At 30.8% G+C, this 15,218-nt stretch carries 12 protein-coding genes; all 12 read right to left on the bottom strand.

From position 1 onward, the window contains the following. Positions 1–24: 24 nt before the first annotated feature. The 12 genes from VDP25_RS13750 to VDP25_RS13695 all read right to left on the bottom strand — a co-directional run bounded on the left by VDP25_RS13750 (position 25) and on the right by VDP25_RS13695 (position 15,009). Positions 25–723 carry a WecB/TagA/CpsF family glycosyltransferase gene (locus VDP25_RS13750; protein WP_215927337.1) on the bottom strand — a complete coding sequence of 233 codons (699 nt, stop codon included), beginning with the start codon at positions 721–723 and terminating at the stop codon, positions 25–27. A 1-nt stretch (position 724) separates the two neighbouring features. Next, positions 725–1,927: a delta-aminolevulinic acid dehydratase gene (locus tag VDP25_RS13745; RefSeq protein WP_334470718.1), complete on the bottom strand. Its 1,203-nt coding sequence runs from the start codon at positions 1,925–1,927 to the stop codon at positions 725–727. Then, entirely contained in the window at positions 1,908–4,046 is a 2,139-nt protein-coding gene (locus VDP25_RS13740; protein ID WP_334470716.1) for a bi-domain-containing oxidoreductase, read from the bottom strand. The genes VDP25_RS13745 and VDP25_RS13740 overlap by 20 nt, the downstream gene beginning before the upstream one ends. Continuing rightward, complete coding sequence (locus VDP25_RS13735) at positions 4,046–5,221, bottom strand: glycosyltransferase (protein ID WP_334470714.1); 1,176 nt, start codon at positions 5,219–5,221, stop codon at positions 4,046–4,048. Before VDP25_RS13735 ends, VDP25_RS13740 begins: the two co-directional genes overlap by 1 nt. 5 nt (positions 5,222–5,226) lie before the next feature. After that, positions 5,227–6,321, bottom strand: a complete 1,095-nt coding sequence (locus VDP25_RS13730) for a glycosyltransferase (RefSeq protein ID WP_334470712.1) — start codon at positions 6,319–6,321, stop codon at positions 5,227–5,229. Continuing rightward, the gene (locus VDP25_RS13725; RefSeq protein ID WP_334470710.1) at positions 6,306–7,256 is read right to left on the bottom strand and encodes an O-antigen ligase family protein; all 951 of its coding nucleotides are present in this window, start codon (positions 7,254–7,256) and stop codon (positions 6,306–6,308) included. Before VDP25_RS13725 ends, VDP25_RS13730 begins: the two co-directional genes overlap by 16 nt. A gap of 215 nt (positions 7,257–7,471) precedes the next feature. After that, positions 7,472–8,560, bottom strand: a complete 1,089-nt coding sequence (locus VDP25_RS13720) for an ATP-grasp domain-containing protein (RefSeq protein WP_334470708.1) — start codon at positions 8,558–8,560, stop codon at positions 7,472–7,474. 1 nt (position 8,561) lies between these two features. Beyond that, on the bottom strand, positions 8,562–9,701 hold the full coding sequence (locus tag VDP25_RS13715) for a CapA family protein (RefSeq protein WP_334470706.1): 1,140 nt from the start codon (positions 9,699–9,701) through the stop codon (positions 8,562–8,564). After that, complete coding sequence (asnB, locus tag VDP25_RS13710; RefSeq protein ID WP_334470704.1) at positions 9,694–11,616, bottom strand: asparagine synthase (glutamine-hydrolyzing); 1,923 nt, start codon at positions 11,614–11,616, stop codon at positions 9,694–9,696. The genes VDP25_RS13715 and asnB overlap by 8 nt, the downstream gene beginning before the upstream one ends. Positions 11,617–11,619: 3 nt before the next feature. Further along, the gene (locus VDP25_RS13705; RefSeq protein ID WP_334470702.1) at positions 11,620–12,645 is read right to left on the bottom strand and encodes a sugar-transfer associated ATP-grasp domain-containing protein; all 1,026 of its coding nucleotides are present in this window, start codon (positions 12,643–12,645) and stop codon (positions 11,620–11,622) included. A gap of 12 nt (positions 12,646–12,657) precedes the next feature. Then, on the bottom strand, positions 12,658–14,130 hold the full coding sequence (locus VDP25_RS13700) for a lipopolysaccharide biosynthesis protein (RefSeq protein ID WP_334470700.1): 1,473 nt from the start codon (positions 14,128–14,130) through the stop codon (positions 12,658–12,660). A gap of 6 nt (positions 14,131–14,136) precedes the next feature. Next, positions 14,137–15,009 carry a sulfotransferase gene (locus tag VDP25_RS13695; RefSeq protein ID WP_334470698.1) on the bottom strand — a complete coding sequence of 291 codons (873 nt, stop codon included), beginning with the start codon at positions 15,007–15,009 and terminating at the stop codon, positions 14,137–14,139. Between the last annotated feature and the right edge of the window lie 209 nt (positions 15,010–15,218).

Genomic DNA, 15,218 nt, shown 5'->3' with positions numbered 1-15,218 from the left:
TTTTAAACATAAAATTGCCCCCAATTAATATCTATTTAAATGCAAATTAACAAAAAAACGGACTAAATGTATCTGTCTTTTTATTCTAGAGGGCTGACTTATTAATCTATAAGTCCACTCCATATTATTTTTTACCCACCATTCTGGTGCACGCTTTACATTGCCTGTAAACACATCAAAACTTCCACCTAAGCCCTGATAAACGGCTTGATGTTCTTTTTGAATACGTTCCATTAACAACTCTTGCTTTGGCGACCCCATGGCCACAAATACAACATCTGGATTATGCTTTTTAATATCTTCTATTAAAGCTAATTCTTCAGCTTCCGTTTTAATATAGCCGTTTCTATAGTTACAAATGGTAATGCCGTTAAATTGGGCCTTCAGTTTTTCTACTGTTGTATCAATGACCTCTTGTTTTCCACCAACTAGATAGAACGATTTTGTCTTATAATAATTAGCAACAACATCTAACCATAGTTCACACCCAGGAATCTTAACTACTTTATCTATTCCTTTTTTCTGTAAAGCCCAAACCGCTCCAATACCATCTGGATAGCCCATATTTCTATTGATTAGCGCTCTACTTTCGTCTGTAGCATGAAGAATTTTCTCTGCATTAACAGCCACCATAATTTTATGGTTATCAAAGGCATATTGCATTAATTCTTTTCTGGATGTTGGAGCAAAAGTCATTACTCCGTTTAAGGACTTAGCCTCCATATTATTTAGATTTTGTTTCTAGTAAGTAATGCGCCATAGCGTTAAACATAAAGGCATTAGACCACCGCATATAGGATATTTTAGAACTCATGCCTTGTCTATATTGATAATAAAAGTAGCCTTTTTTATGTTGCATATTATCTATAGTCCAATGTAACACTTTAGAAAGTAAAGCCTTATTAGGTTGAAAAGCTTTCATCTTAGATAAGGTTACAATGACTTGTGCTGGACAATGAATATCTATTGGAAATGTTTTATCGTGGTAATATTTTGGCATCCCATCACCTTCAAAGAAATTGTCTAGATAGTATTTTAATCCTTTATCTAAATACATTTGAAAACTTAGATCACCTGTATTTTGTTGATAGGTTTCAATAGCATCTAAATTAAAGCCTGTATGAAAACTATCGATCCAAGATTGTACGGGCAATAAACCATAAATCCAGGAACCATCTTCACTTTGCAAATCGCAAGCTGCAATAACCGCTTGTTTTGCTAAATCAGCATGCTCTTGGTTTTTGGTATACTTATAAGAATAGCTTAATATTTTAGCTCCTAATAACGATGCGTTAATCACGGTATTATTACCATCTAGCACACTATATGAAAAAATGATTCCGCTGCCATGTTTTGTTCTCGATAAATCCTTTACTACAAAATCGGCAGCCGTTACCGTTTCTTTTAAAACATGTTCATTCTTAGTTATTTCGTAACTTTCTAGTAAAGCTTCAACACAAAAACAAGTGGCGACAACCGTTGGAGTATACTTCTTAAACAAAAACAAACGTCTCGCTTGCCAATCGAAATTATAACCCCAAGCCGACCCCGAATAGCCTTTAGACCTTAAGCCTAATAGTAATTCTGAAAGTTCATTGATACGCTGTAAAATCTGGTCTTTAGTTCCAAAGTCTTCATTTCCGTTTTCAGCTAACTTATATAAGCGACAATACCCTAAAAGAAATAAAGCCAAACCTTTTGTATTATGCTCTTTAGGCACCAAAAGCAGCTTTCTAAAATTAATAGGACTTCGCTTAAATCCTTGAATCCAAGCTAATCGTGCTAAGTCCCAATGCTTTAATGGTAAGGCCTGAAAAACCTTAGAGTTCATGCCATCATAAGGATCCCAGCCTTTGAAATCTTCGGCTTCACAATAGCTTTTTAGCTTTTTAAAACTGGATGCTATATTAGATTTCAACTTGCTCACCTCCACGTTTTACAGATTCTAAAACTTTAAATGACGCTTTGGTAACCGCTACAATGTCTTCAAAAGGAATTGGAGCTTTGCCATCGGTTAATAATCCATTAACAAAGGCTTCAACCATTTCTTTCTGACCTTTATTTTGATTAAAAATCTTATCTTTTTTAGGTTTTCCTTTACCGTAAATTTTTAATTCTTTAAAGTCATTTAAGGTTGCTGAAATTCCGGCAGAAAATACCTCAACATATTCTTTAGTCATAGACTTAGAACCGTTAGCATAATACGCCACGACTCCAGATGATCCATTTTCGAATTGAATTAAAATATTCAACGTATCATTTAATTTATTGGCATCAGGTAATGCTGAAGCCGACACTTTAACAGGAAGACTTCCATTAAGATAGGTTAAGTAATCTATAAAGTGACATACCTCACCTAAAACACGACCGCCTCCAATTTCTAAATCTTGTATCCAAGTGTCACCAGGTATTGCACCTGCATTAATTCTATATAACATGGTCATAGGATTATTACCTACGGCCTTTTTAAGCTTATCTGTTAATGGTGAAAAACGTCTATTAAAACCAATCATAACTGCTTTTTTAGCTTCAGATTGGGCTTCTATGATATCTTCTAATTCAGATTCTAATAAACATATTGGTTTTTCAACAAATACATTTTTATTCGCCTTTAGACTTTTTAAAACGTAAGGGCCATGAGAATCGTGACGCGTCGCTACAAAAACCGTATTGGTTTTGTCATCTAACACATCTTCTTCATTAGTGGCACAAAACTGAAACTTAAATTTCTCGGCCACACGCTTAGAAGTCGTCCCTGTATTCGTCAATACTCCTACTCTAGCAACATCATTAGTTTCTGGTATATTGGGTAATAAATTACCTTGTGCATAACTACCAGCACCTATAAATGAGATATTTATTTTTCCTAATTGCTCAGTTTCAGAGGTAGCAATCTTTGTTTTATTGGCTGTTTTTTCAATATTATATTTTAAAGCGATACCTGTAAACGGCTCAGCTTTAGAAACCACTAAATCAAAGGCATCTTTTGCATTATCAAACTCAAACTCGTGCGTTGTTAAGTAATCGATATTTATTTTCTTGGTAGCGATTAAATTTTGAAAGGCTTCCATGTTTCGTTTTTCTGTCCAACGTACATAAGGCAAAGGATAATCGATTCCTTTTTCTTCATAATTAAGATCATAACGCCCAGGACCATAAGAACAGGCCATTTTTAATTCTAGCTCTTTACGATACCAGAATGGATCGCGTTCAAAACCAGTTGGCACAGCACCTAACACCACCACTTTTCCTTTTTTACGTGCTATAGCACCTGCAAAGTTAATAGGATCTAAACTCGCTGTTGCTGCTGCAATAATTACAGCATCTGCTCCATAACCATTGGTTGCATTTTGAATTTGCTCTTCTACACCTGCTGCATTTCTGGTTAAACCTAAATCGACCACATTATTATCCACTGCTTTTTTAACAGCTGCTTCCGATACATCGATTCCGATAACTGTAACACCAGAGGCTTTTAATATTAGTGCTGCTAATTGCCCTAATAAGCCCAAGCCAATAACTACACAAGATTCACCTAAGCGCATATCTGCTTGACGTACACCTTGCATTGAAATGGCACCTAAGGTATTATATGCAGCATCTTTTAAGTTGGTACTTGGATTTAATTTTACACAAAGATTAACGGGAACAGAAACAATTTCTGCATGGTTGGCATAACCTACTCCTGCGCAAGCGACTTTATCCCCCACTTCAAACTCGGTTACTCCTTCGCCTACTTCAATGACTTCACCTGCACAGCTATACCCTAATGGCGAATACGCATCAAGTTTTTTCATCACTGCTCTGTAGGTCTGAATTGGTCCTTGTTTTTTTAAGGTATCAATAACCTGTTTTACTTGTTGCGGACGTTCTTTGGCTTTACCAATTAAACTTTTACGAGCGGCTACGACTGTAGAACCTTCTGTGCCTGCACTAATTATGGAATAGTGGTTTTTAACAATCACCATTCCTTTTCCTAATTGTGGGTAAGGCACGTCTTGAATGATCATATCGCCAGAACCTAGCTTTTGTGTTAGTTGTTGCATTATCTTTCTATTACTTCAATTATTCTTTTAAAAAGTATTTCTCTTGAATATTTCTCTCTATTCGAAATTACTTCTTGTTTTTTAACATTATAATCTGAATTGATTCCTTTAAAAACAACATCATTTACTGCTTTTATTTCACTGACATTAAATGAACTAGACCAGCCTATGTTGTTATTGTTTACAAAATCGGAACAATCATTTTTTCCGAGTGCAAAAATAGGCAATTCACATGCTAAATAATCAAATATTTTATTTGGCATTGAAGAAGTAATCATAGGGATAATACCAATATCACATTTTTTTAAATGTATACATACTTCATCTTGATTCAGTTTTCCTTTAAAAAATACATTTTTAATTTCATTTGTATTCACGTAATCAAATACAGAAGCATAACGTTGTCCTTCTCCATTATCTCCATATAAGTACAGTTCAAATCTTAAATCATTCTCTATCGATTTAATATAAGGAAGAATATCAATCTGGTATTGCAAAAGGCCAATATAAACGACTTTGACAGGAGGAACTATAATGTTAGGTTTTACAACTTCGCAATTAAAACGATTTGGATTATATCCTAGGGGAATAAAATCTGATGTTGAATTTGGGCTGTAACGGCTTAGCCAATTTAAAAAAGAAGGAGAAACGTGTAAAAATTTTTCAAATTTAGAAACACTTCGATTTAAAAAGAAATTACAATAAGTTGTAAAAATCTTACTAACTATCTTATTGTTTATCTTAAACGCATCTGGCCACACATCTCTGATATCTACAATAACTTCAACGTCTTTTTTCCGTTTTAACTTACTAATGTAGTACAAAATTTCAATAGGTCTCGAAGGAATAATTATCAAACTATTCTCCTTTAATTCTTTCTTTAGTTTTTTATAAACTTTGAAAGCAAAAATCAAGTTTGATAATACACGATTAAAGCTAAAATTGCTTTTATATGCTCGAGTTGAAATTAATTCTAAACGGTATGGTAATCTCTCTTGAGCAGATTTTAGATCTGCATTAGAAAAGAAAATTTTATCAGCGTGATAAAAATTAGAACTAATATAGGTTACATTGTAATTTTTTTCTGCTAGTAATTTTGCCAAATCGGGATGTCTTTTCCCTCTTTGAGTTAATTCAGACTCAGTTTGACTAACTATATAGATATTTTTTTTCATCTCTCTTAATTTACAAATATATTATACAGTTGATTTCTAACAGCATTTATTTCAAATCTATCTTTTATTTTAAGCTTACTTTCTGAACAATTTTCTAGATAAAAAGATTTATTATCAAGAAATGATGCTATGGCATCTTTAAGTTGTAGTACTTTTTTTGGGGCTACTAAAAACGCATTAAATCCATCTTCAACAATTTCTGGAATTGCCCCTACATTGGTTGCAATTACAAAGCAACCTGACGCAGTCGCTTCAATAACAGCGTTGGGACAGCCTTCCATATAAGAAGGAAGTAAAAACACATGTGATTGAGACAACACTTCATATTTAGTTGTTTTATCAATAAAACCTAAAATATTAATCTTTGACTTAACCTCTGGATTTAGACTAAGAAAATCATTTATTTTTTCTTCAATTTCAGAACTCCTGTAATGTCCATATATATCCATTGAAAACGACGTATATTTATTTGCAACTAGTAACTTTAAGGCTTCTAATAATTCCATAATTCCTTTAAGTTCACTAATTCTAGAAATATAAACCATCTTTATAATTTCATCAGAACTTTTAGTTTTCCTCTCTTGTAGTTGCGAGTTATCGTAAGTTGTATAAACAACATGAACATTATGTCCTTTAAAATGTTTCTCTAACTCTGTTTTAAATTTTTTACTTAATACAATAAATTCTGACGAATTCTTGTAAACACTTTTAAAAAAATATGATAAAAATCGTCTATTAAAAAAGCCTTCGCGCCAACCTCTAACAAAAGTTATAGACTTTATTTTCAAATACTTACTTATTAATACATAAATTCCATCTCTAATAATCGCAATAGGGATTAAAGATGGATTAACAACAACCTTATTGGGCTTTTCTCTTTTTAAGAACCTATAAAACTCTCTATATTGTCTTATACTATCCGTTAAATAACCGAAATATCTTTTCTCACGATGGACATAATCTGAGCTATGTGAACCAATATTAAAATACACCAATTGATGGCTCTGATAATTCCATACTTCATTTAATTCTCTATAAAAATTTGCAACACCACCTTTGGCTTCTAAATCTTTAGAACATATTACTATTTTTTCTGCCATGCCATTACTTGTTGTTGTTTTTGTTTATATAATACTTTTAGTTGCAAATATGGTAGAATTGAAAAGAAGTAAACGACATTCGTTGTTCTAAATAAGCCCGAATAAAAATTAACTAAGACTAAAATAAAAAATAAAGAAATAATTATAGCAGAATTCTCTTTATCGTATTTCCTATAATAGAAGTAAAATTTAATAATTTTTATATATAGTAATAATATAAGCGTAATACCTACTAATCCATAATTATATAGAAATCCAAAAATATCACTATGTGCATGTGTTCTTCGACCTACAATTCTTCTTGAATCTTCTTGATTTCCAAATCCAAAAATTAGGTTATCTGAATAATACCATCCGTCATATAAGTCCATATATAGACCTACTCTACCTGAACCTGCTTTTTCATTATTAGGGTCGAATTGATTTTCATTAAAACGTTCTTCTACGTTTGAATCTTCAAATTCAAGGGATGTTAATCCTATTAATGAAATTGACGTAATAATTATAAAACCAGACACTAATTTTTTTATACTAAAGTTTGATTTTAAATACCCAAAATAATAAACAAGACTACTAACTGTAAAAGCCAATATAGCTCCTCTTTTTAAGGTTATAAATATAGAAAATGCGGATAGAATTATAAAAAACTTGTTAAACTTGAAAGCATCACTATTATACAATAGAAGAGGGTACATAAAAAGTACTAAATAAGCAGCAATGTTATAATCCTCCTTAATATATCCCGTTAAAAAGAATAGAACTGTAAAAATAAACGCAATTAATATAACCCTTTTAAGTACTATCAAAAAATCTTCTTCTTTGAAAACTCCTCGGTAACCATATGCAAATAGAATATTAACACCTAACACCCAATATAAAATTTTAGAATACACCCAAAATCCCTCTGCAAAATCTTGATCTGTAAATAAGTACAAAAACAGAACTATTAAAAAGAAACTTAAGAATTTAAAAAAAATAAACTTTTTTATTATGCGATAATTCGCTATGTTCTCCTTAATAAGCAGTATCAAAATTAGTGTTCTTAAAACTCTAGAAATATTTAGAATGAATTCACTCTCTAATAACTCAGAACTAAGGTCTGAAATTAAAAGGATTGGAAAGCCCCATTTAATTAGAAGTATTAATAATTTCAATTGTCAATTGTTTTAATCATTTCCAAAAGTCTTAAATTACACAAATTATTTTTGCAAAACTTACCCTTTTCAAAAACCCACTCATGATTATTTGTATCGTAATACAATCGTCCAGACTCATTATTAATTTGCAATAACTCCCTATCGCCTTTTTGTCCAAAATACGGCTGTACCTCATTAACTAACAACTGATTATCTGTCGTAACAAACACATCAATATCGGCATAATAAATTTTATATTTATCTGTGATATCTTTAACTAAATTTAAACATTCAATTGGAGGCATTCCATAACCAAAATTTTTAGAACCGCTATGAAATTGGCCTTCTTTTAATTTCTCAAATCCAAAATAATAATCACCAATTCTAATAATTCTCCATTCTTTAACATCATTGAGATAATCTTGAAGAATCACAAAACCATGTTCTTTATCTAACTTATGCTTTCGGTAACTTCTAATACCTGAATTAAAAACTTTCTTAGTTACACTTTTTAATTCTGATGAATTCTTTAAAATCTTAACACCTGATGCTCCAGAGCCACTACTTGCTTTGTATACAATTGGATACTTACACGTAGATGCAAAATCTAAAAGTTCATTATTATCGTAAAAAATATAAGATGAAGGGTGTGGTAAATCATTAACCTTTAACCAATCTAGAGTTCTTAACTTGCTTTCCCATATCCACAATTCATTATAATTTGGAAATACAGGAATATCATAACTATCATTTAACAACTTTAAACGATTATCAAACATGTCTTTCCAAGGGGTGTACTGAACCGAAGGTCTGGCGATTAAGAAATCTATAGATTTTGATTTTAAATTTTGTAACCAATCTTTCGAAAAAAAATCTATAATAACGTAAGACAATTTTAAATCCTCACAAGCTTTTACATAATTATAATGAAGGTGCCATTTCTCTTTTATTATTCCTACAGTATATTTTGAGTTTTCAAAAGTTCGCTCTTCTTTCTTGGTGATTTCAATCACGGAGTCAACAGCCTTTTTACCTCTGTAATTGAAGACATTAAAATAGTAATAAACGAATTTCTTAAAGCCTAAAATGAATTTGTCTTTCATACTACTTGTCTTTTAAAATAGTTTCAACAATTTCTCGATGCGTTTCGCAAGTCACAATATTCTTTAACACCAATTTTCTATCGTTTTTGTATATGAATTTTAACCAAGATAATTTTTCATTTAACTTACGCATCACTTTACCATTACCGTTTAAAATACTAAAATAGGTATTCTCTAATGACTTTGATAATTTAAGCCATTCTTCTTGAATATAATTAGGGTTTTTAATCATCTTTTGAGAAGCTTCATCTATATGATTCATAAAAAGTTTTGCTTCTTCTATTGTCATTTTTCTTACACCAATTTCATCTTTAAAAAAGCTTTTATGTATATAAGGGATCAATTGTATATCTGTTGAGTTATCTTCATGTAATACAACTTCAATTAAAACCCCTTTGTATAGCCAATCTCTTTTTAATGGGTAAGGGTCAAACACAAAATTGCCTTGGCCATAATAAATATTTCCTTTATTGTACGCTTCGTAAACTCCAGCCGTATGTGAGTGTTGGCAAACCACCATATCAACCCCCTGATCTACAAAAAAGCGACATAATTTTTGTTGTTTTGGTGAGGGTAAATGGTAATTTTCTTTACCTCCATGATATAATAAAATTATAAAATCACTTGAATCTTTAAGAGCTTTTATCCTTGTTACAAAATCTATAACATCCACTGGATTTGCACCAGATTGACCATTTTCTGCTATAGAAAATTCGTTTTCAGCATAGCTAAGCACAGTTATATTTTTTCCTTTTATAGTTGCTCTAAATGGTTCCGAAGCATCTTTTAATGTTTCACCTGCTCCAGAAAAATCAAATTGATTTTCCTTCAGAGCTTCTAATGTGCTTTTTAGTCCTTTTTTACCGTGATCTAAGATGTGGTTATTTGCTAAATTTAAATAAGTAATACCACTTTGTTTTATAGCATTTAACATTTTAGGAGAATTCCCAAAAACAGCACCACTTTTTTTAATTGGTGATTGCGCATTAATTAAAGGAGTTTCAAGATTAGCAATCGCAAAATCAGCAGCTTGAATTTCTGGTAACACATCGGTAAATAATTGCTGAGCATCTCCTCCTAAAAAAGCCTTTTCGTCTCTTTTAGTCACGCAGATATCTCCTCCAATAATAAGTTTAACCATTATATGTACCGTCTAAAAAGGTTTGTGCCCAAGTTTCAAAAGCAAAAAACATCCATAAGTTTTTTAAATCTCCTTTAGAAAAATTGTTTTTATTACTCCAAATTTTAGAGACTTCTTTATAATCAAAAACACCTCTATTTTTTATACCTGGCAATAGTTGATCCTCTATAAGCTGATTCATTCTTGTTTTTAAAAATAAATCCTCTACAGGCAGCGGAAAACCGCTTTTTTCTCTGTAAACAAAATCATTGTTAAATCGTTTTACAGCAAGCTCTTTTAAAATATGCTTGGTATATTTATTTGGCCTATTAAGATGTCTTATATCTTGACATTTCTTAACCAATAACTTCGTTGGAAGCTTCATCACTAACTCTACCATATTTTTATCTAAAAATGGCACTCTATTCTCTACAGAATGTGCCATAGTCATTTTATCCTGTCTATTTAATAAATCTACCATGTAGGTTTTTAAATCGTAAACAGAAGCTCGCTTTATGACATCTCCATGAGAAGGAAAAAGCTCTTTTCTTTGTTTGACAACCGTTTCTATATCGTTAGTGACACTAAATTTCTTAAAATCATTTATACTTAAAGCAGAACTACTCATTATAAAAAAGTCCTCTAGTGTTTGCTTTAAATTGTACTTACTCTTAATTCTATTTCCAATAACAGGTAAATTAGAATAGCCTTTAAGGTTCATATTTAATCTACAAGATAAATTGTGATATCTTGAATACCCTCCAAATAATTCGTCTGCTCCTTCACCACTTAAAAGCACTGTAACATTTTCTCTAGCGCGTTCCGCAAGACGCTTTATACCTAAAGTATTAGGTATACTAATAGGCTGATCTAAGTGCCAAGTAGCCTTGAAAAAATTCTCAAAAGCGTATTCGTTAGAATATTGATATCTATGTGAATCTGAATTGGTATGATTTGTTACGTAAGTAATAAACTCTTCTTCGGAATATTTTTCATCTGAAAAGACAATAGAAAACGTATCCATATTGGCGTTAAAAAACTCACGTGCATAAGTCGTTACCAATGAAGAATCAATACCACCAGATAATTGACAGCCCACAAGAACATCGCTCATTAACTGCGATTTAATACTCTCTTTAAATGTTTCGTCCAATTGTTGTAAAGCATCTTTGGGGTTTATGAGATTTTCTTTATTAACCATTGAATAAGACCAATACTCCTTGACCTCTATATTATTTTCTGTAATTTCGTAATAATGTCCTGGAGGCACTTGCTTCACATCTTTATAAAGTGTCCTATCATAAGCACAATATCTAAACAATAGATATTCATCGAGATGATTAGAATTAAGTTCAGCCTTAAAATCTGGATGTTTAGTAAATGATTTTATTTCAGATGAAAACATTAAAACATTTGGCGTTTTATAGATATACATTGGCTTAATACCCAATTGGTCTCTAACTATAAAACTTTTTTGCAGCTTTAAATCAACAATAATAAAAGCAAACATACCATTGAGTAACTCTAAGGTTTTGTCTAAACCATATTCTATATACAAATAAAGAATCACTTCAGTATCTGTATGACTTTGAATTGGATGCCCTTTAGCTATTAATTCATCTCTAAATGATAATGCATTATAGGTCTCTCCGTTATATGCTAAAATATAATTACCGCAACCAGAAATCATTGGTTGATGGCCTTTTTTAGAAAGGTCTAAAATAGATAGTCTATTAAAGCCAATACCTGCATGTAGATGACTAAACTCTGCCGTTTCGTTATCAATTACATTAATTTTTTGATCCTTGAACAACGAAAAACCAACCATACCTTGATCATCAGGTCCTCTATGTACCTGTATATCTGTCATCTGTTTTAACACATGACTCTTTAATGGTTGATTATGTAAATTAATAAAGCCTGTAAAGCCACACATAAATTATAAGATTTTATGAAATTTGTAAAATGCTTTTATTCGCTCGTCTGTCAATAACGGCTCATGCCCTTGCAAAACATCTGGATCTGGATGATGATTACCTTCAATAGCGACTAAACCTTTAGTGCTTAGTACAAAATCCCATCCAACACATTTTAGCATTGGCAAACTATTAGCAGCATCTAATATCTCTGTTTTTATTGAAGACCAATCTGGAATAACTGTTCCTTCTATTTTCACATTAGTATCTGGATGATGCGTATATCTCTTATGTTCTTTAGCTTTAGGATGCCTTGTACAGTCACTTAATTGCCCAGTTTCAAGATTAATTGAAGCACTTAAACCTCCTTTTGTAAAATTATCTTGTGGTGCAGATGCTGCTACTCCTATACGTTGAACTGCTCTTGCTATAAATGCTTTATTTGTTTCTGGATCAATTAGTGTTATAATACGCATGGTATTTACCGAGGTGGCATTAAGTGATTTTGAAAATTCACTTGGTTCTATATAATCAGTAAAAATATAATTGTTTAAGGTTTTAAAAAAAGAGAGTAATTCCTTCGAACTGTATGTTTTAGTATTGTTAACTAAAAACTGATTATCATTTTCTTTTTTAATAATATATACTCCTTTACCTCCACCACCAGAGATGGTTTTTACAACAAAAATTTCAAATTGATTAATAAGATCTTCAATTGATCTGCTATCGTTAGAATAAAACTGTCCACTTACTATAATACCAAAGGTTTTTGGCACTTGAATATATTTACCAACATACTCAGAAAAGATTAACTTATTAGTTAACAACTCATTGAATGGTTCATTAATCCATCTTGCCATAGCCGCATGATAATCACTTAAATAATCTTTATAATTATTTTTATCGAGTTGATAAAGCGTATATTTTTCAGCTAAAAACCCTTTTTTCCAAAGTCCAATCTTTTTAGTAAAACCTATTGGAAATTTATCCTTTAGATCCTTCTTAATAATGTTTATCCTCGTTATAAATTTATAATAAAACTGCTTCAATTTATATATCTATTAATTTGATTTATGTTTTTTCTTTAAAACTTTTTCAATTGTAACCCTATTATATTCACCCAAATAACTTGGATATTTATAAGCTAAAAATAGAAGTAATCCAGATAAAAATACTATGGATATAATAAAACACAATAAATCACTTCCGCCCCATATATTAAAAAGACTTTTAAAAACGATAACAATTACGGCTAAAACTATACTAAGCTTAATCGCTGGAATCATGGGTTTCAAAAATAATTCCTGAAATGTTTTATTAAAAATTCTTTTCACTAAAATCACTACTAAAATATAATTAAACATATAGCTAACTGTAACTGCTATAGCCGCTCCAATCAACCCGTAAAATTTAGCACTTGTAGTAACTGTTATTAGTAAAAAACAGACATAAATAAGTTTTCTTTTTACATTAGAGTAAATTAACCCCTTAGATCTTATTACAGAATCTGCCATTCTACCAGAAATACTGAAGGGAATCACACAAAACATTATTTGAAGTAATAAGACTGTTTCATTCCATTGATTACCAAGTAAAATTTGCACAACCTCATTTGAAAAAAACACTAAAAAAACAGTTAATGGCATTAGTACAGAATTACTTAAGCCTATACCAAATTCAAATATTTTGGATAACTTCTCTTCTTCATCCTGAATTTCAGACATTGCAGGAAACATTATTTTATCTAATATATTACCAAAGTATACACTTGGTATTGTCTTAATATATGAAGCTCTATCAAAAACACCTAATAATGTAGGTGATAAAATTTTACCTAAAAACAAATTTAAACCGCTACTACTTAAAAAGCTAGTTGTTTTAAGTAAAATCATACCTGAACCAAAAGAAAATAAATCTTTCCATTCCTTATAATTAAATTCAAAAAGTAGTTTCACTTTAGCAAAATAAAAAAAACCGACAGACTTAAACATTGTAAAAAGTAAAGTAGCAATAACTAACGACCAAACACCGTAGTTTTCAGTTCCTAAATACACACCAACGGAATAACTGATAATACATGAAGCTATTGTAACGATCGACGCTTCTTTAAATTGAAAATTCCTATGTAAAACACCTATCGCGACACTACTTATAGATAACGCAATTAAGTTTATTCCAATAACTCTAATTAATAAGATTAGCTCAGGTTCTTCAAAAAATCTTGAAGCAAGTGGTGCAAAAGCTAACATCAATACAAAAAAGATAAAACCGAATAAAAAACTGCCTTGAAAAGCAGCATTTATATGTCGCGCAGAAATATTCTTTCGTTGAATTAAGGCAGATCCCATACCACTTTCTGCAAAAATACTACCAACGGCTATAAAGCCACTTGCTATAGCCATTAAACCAAAATCCTCCTTGCTTAACAACCTTGCCATTATTGCAAAAAACACAAAGCGTGTGATTATTAAAGTTATGACCTCTACTGATTGCCAAAAACCTGATTTTTTTAATTTATCTGAGATAGTATTCATTAATTGTTAAATCCTATTAAATAAATTAGCAATATTATTAAACAAAGGTCTTTTAACAATTTTTGATTTCCATGCATCGTCATATTTTATTTCTCTTGTATCAAATCTATTTGGCGACCCTCCAATTGTATGGTCATCATTTCCAAAAGACATAAACTTTGGCACCTCAAATTTTTGTTGTTCAAATTTATCCAAAATTAAACCTATAGTGTTTTGTGGATTTGATGATAAATCTTCATAAGTAATAACTATTTTATCTTTATCTTCAATTTTATTCAGACAATCCAAACAACGTAATCTAAAAAAGACACAAGCAATTAGGACTTTGTATATATTAGCTTTTTTTCCACTAAATTTTTTATGCCATTTAATTTTTGATAGTACTAAAGATCTCAAATCGCGTTTCAAGTAAATAACTTTGACATCGTAATGAAGTTTTTCATAAATTGCCAATCCTTGTAATGGATTTTTAGACGAATCTATTATTACTTTCTTCTCTGAAATATCAAAAATTGAGTTATAAACATGATCTAAAATTCCTAAAGACTTTGCGTTTTCTTTTGTGTCAAAATTAGATGCTAATTTTGGTAAATATTTCCAATAAAATTTCTGATAATCAACTGTGGTTGTTGAAATGCCATTTACTCCACTTAATTTTAAGTTTGCAAAGACCTTATTCCAAAAAACACATTTTTTCAAACTACTACCACAAGAACATTTCCAGCCCCAAGTCTTCCCCCACTGACCTTTATTATAATGACTATCAAGATGATGCAATTCGCCAACAGATAAAGCGTCTTCTGATTTCGATAAAATATTTTCCAATAAAGTAGAACCAGATCTACTATCCGACACAATATAAATAATTGTTTTTTCCAATATTACAATTCTAAATTTTATTTATACAACTAACTTTCAAAGCCTTACTCTTACTTATCCATTAAACTTATAAAATTCGCCACTTGAGCATCTGAAATTTTAAAACACTGAATAAGAAGTAAAATTTTCGACAAATATATTGCAAATATGATTGGTCATCTAGGGATAAACAAACTATTTACAACTCTATTTCTTTCATACTTTTAAAA

It is taken from the genome of Winogradskyella sp. ECml5-4 (assembly GCF_036903175.1).
Taxonomy (GTDB): Bacteria; Bacteroidota; Bacteroidia; order Flavobacteriales; family Flavobacteriaceae; genus Winogradskyella; species Winogradskyella damuponensis.
The sequence above is the reverse complement of the archived record's forward strand: the minus strand, read 5'-3'. Positions and strand labels throughout refer to the sequence as shown.